The sequence below is a fragment of the Streptomyces sp. NPDC054863 genome (assembly GCF_053610825.1).
This window is the reverse complement of record NZ_JBSGZD010000511.1, coordinates 1-2,602: the sequence shown is the minus strand read 5'-3', so window position 1 is coordinate 2,602 and position 2,602 is coordinate 1. Positions and strand designations below refer to the sequence as shown.

Genomic DNA, 2,602 nt, shown 5'->3' with positions numbered 1-2,602 from the left:
GCGGGGACACCGCGTACCAAGTACCGCCCACGCCCTGCCCGTTGGTGTCACCGGACTTGCTGTCGCCGGAGAAGGTGTAGACGGGCCAGCAGTCGATCGTCTGCTGCTTGACGCCGTCGGGCCGGTCGAAGACGACGAAGCCCTTCTTGAGGATGCCTTCGGTGCTGTTCTTGGCCACCGGGGCGACCGCCGGCCACTTCGCCAGGCAGGCGCCGGTGCAGGCGGTCCTCATGGGCCAGGCGGAGTCCTTCTTGAAGCGGTAGACGGTCATGCCCCGGGAGTCGACGACGATTTCGCCCAGCTTCGGGTCCTTGCGCACCGACATCCCGGGGAGTGCGGCGGGGGCGTCCGGGGCGGCGGAACCGGGGGCCGCCGGAGCCTGTGCCCCCTCGCCGGCCGGGGCAGCCTTCTTGCCGTCGGGTGCGGAGGCGAACCAAGTGCCGCCCACGCCCTGCCCGTTGAGGTCGCCCGCCTTGGTGTCCTTGGCGAACCGGTACATGGGCCAGCCGCCGAGTGTGAGCTGTTTGCTGCCGTCGCTCCGGGTGACCGAGCCGACCACGGCCGGATCGGTTCCGGGTGCGGCGGAGACGCTCCCCGCGGGCACCACGGGCCAGGCCTTCGCACAGTCGCCCTCGCAATTCGAACGGGACGGCTTCGCGGTGTCCTTGTCGAACCGGTACAGGGTCATGCCCGCGCTGTCGGTGACGACCCTGCCGAGCTGTCCGGTGTCCCTGACGGCGAGCCGCCCCGCCTCCTTGGGCGCGGCCGGTGCGCCGTCGCCGTATCCGTCCCCGCTGCCGTACCCGTCGCCCGCGGGCTTCTCGGCCGGGGCCGCGTTGCCCACGGACCGGGAGCCGGAGGAGCCGTTCCCGTTGTCCTGACCGCACGCCGTCGTCAGTGCCAGCACTGCCGCCGCCGTCACCGCGAGCGAAGCATTCCGCCAGGTACTCATGTCGACTCCCGTGTCCCGAAGGTGCCCGAAGGGCTGTGCGCGACGCCGGTGTGCGTCACTCATGGCCCTAGGTACGTGCGGGGCGCGCCCCCGTGTTCAACGTCCCGGGAAAAACTTTCCGGACCGGCCGCCTCCACCGCCCCGCTCACCCGTTCCCGTCCCAGACGCAAATCCACAGAAGAACCAACCATCAGGGGAATCCCATACTTCTCCCGCGTGTCGCTCGTTGAGCAGTTCCATGAAGCCCCTCGTGTACGGATCACGCCGGATCACCGGTCCGCTCCTCGTGCGTCTGCTGTCGTCGGCCGCGCTCTGCTGGCTGCTGGCCGGCTCCGCGCCCGCCGCCGCCGACAGCTGCGCGTACGCGTCCGGCGGCCGGGACGGCGGGCCGGCCGCGGTGGCGGTGGCGGGCAGGGACACCACCTGCTGGCCGACGCCCACCCCGCCCCCGCCACCACCGCCGAGTCCCCCGCCACCACCTGCCGACCCGAAGCCCCCGGCCCAGCCGTCGAAGCCGAGGCCTCCGTCGGCCGAGCCCCCGGCCCCCCTTCCCCCCTTGCCCCGGCCCAAGTCCCCGGCGCCGAAGCCCCCGACACCGGCGCCCGCCACGTCCGTACGACCGCAAGCAGTCCCACCGCCCCTTCTTCCTCCGCCGCCCCCTCCCGCGCCCGCACCCACCCCCTCGGTACGGACGGCCACGCCGCTCCCCGGGGCGGTCGCCCTCCCGGCCTACCGCAGGCCGGTCCGCAAATCCCCCGAGGGCCAGACCTCGATGCTCACTCTCACGCTCATCATCACAGCGCCCGCGGTGTTCGCCGTCGCGGTCCTGCGCCCCCGCTCCTCCCGCTGAGCGGCCCCATCGACGGAGGTTCCCTTGTCGGAATGGCTTGTTCTGACCATCGCGATGGCTGCTGCCTGCGCGGTCGTCCTCACCATCGTGATCATCAACAACCGCCGGGTCGGCGAGGACGACGACCCGACCGAAACGCCCGACGTCCTCGAATACATGACGATGATGATCGGCGTGATCTACGCGATCGTCCTCGGTCTCGCCATCGCCGGAGTCTGGGAGGGCCGCGGCGCCGCCCAGGAGTCCGTACGCCAGGAGGCCCAGGCCCTGCACGAGATCGGCGCCCGCGCCGAGGTCTACCCGGCCGAGGTCCGCGCCCGCATCCGCGCCGACATCGACGCCTACGTCAGCCACGTCGTCGACACCGAGTGGCAGCACATGGTCGACCACAGCGAGGTCACCGACCGGGGCACCGAACTCCTCGCCCGGGTCCGCCAGGACGTCACCCTCTACGCCCCCAGGACCGACCTGGAGGGCCAGGCCTACCAGCCCCTGGTCGACCAGGTCGCCGCCGCCGCCGACGCCCGCAGCCAACGCGCCGAGAACACCGAGGCCACCATGCCCGGGGTCGTCTGGTTCGGCCTCATCACGGGCGGCCTGATCACCGTCGGCCTGATCTTCACCCTCCAAATCCGGCGCACCCCACGGGAGTTGCTGCTCGCCGGGCTCTTCAGCGTGATGATCGCCTTCCTGCTCTTCCTCATCTGGGACCTGGACTCGCCCTTCGGCCACGGCATCGCAGCCTCCCCGGACCCGTTCCTGGACCTGCTCCCGGGCACCGGCTGACCACCGCCCGCCCC

Annotated in this window: 3 protein-coding genes; 2 read left to right on the top strand and 1 reads right to left on the bottom strand. The window is 71.9% G+C overall.

Annotation, left to right across the window (positions count from 1 at the left end):
• The coding region (locus ACWGIG_RS38380; RefSeq protein WP_453326361.1) for an SCO0930 family lipoprotein at positions 1 to 952 on the bottom strand (952 nt) is incomplete at its 3' end.
• 238 nt (positions 953 to 1,190) lie between these two features.
• Here ACWGIG_RS38380 and ACWGIG_RS38375 point away from each other — a divergent pair.
• Together ACWGIG_RS38375 and ACWGIG_RS38370 are read left to right on the top strand one after the other, a co-directional pair.
• Entirely contained in the window at positions 1,191 to 1,802 is a 612-nt protein-coding gene (locus ACWGIG_RS38375) for a hypothetical protein (RefSeq protein WP_453326360.1), read from the top strand.
• Between the two features lie 24 nt (positions 1,803 to 1,826).
• The gene (locus ACWGIG_RS38370; protein WP_453326359.1) at positions 1,827 to 2,588 is read left to right on the top strand and encodes a bestrophin-like domain; all 762 of its coding nucleotides are present in this window, start codon (positions 1,827 to 1,829) and stop codon (positions 2,586 to 2,588) included.
• The last annotated feature ends 14 nt before the right edge of the window (positions 2,589 to 2,602 follow it).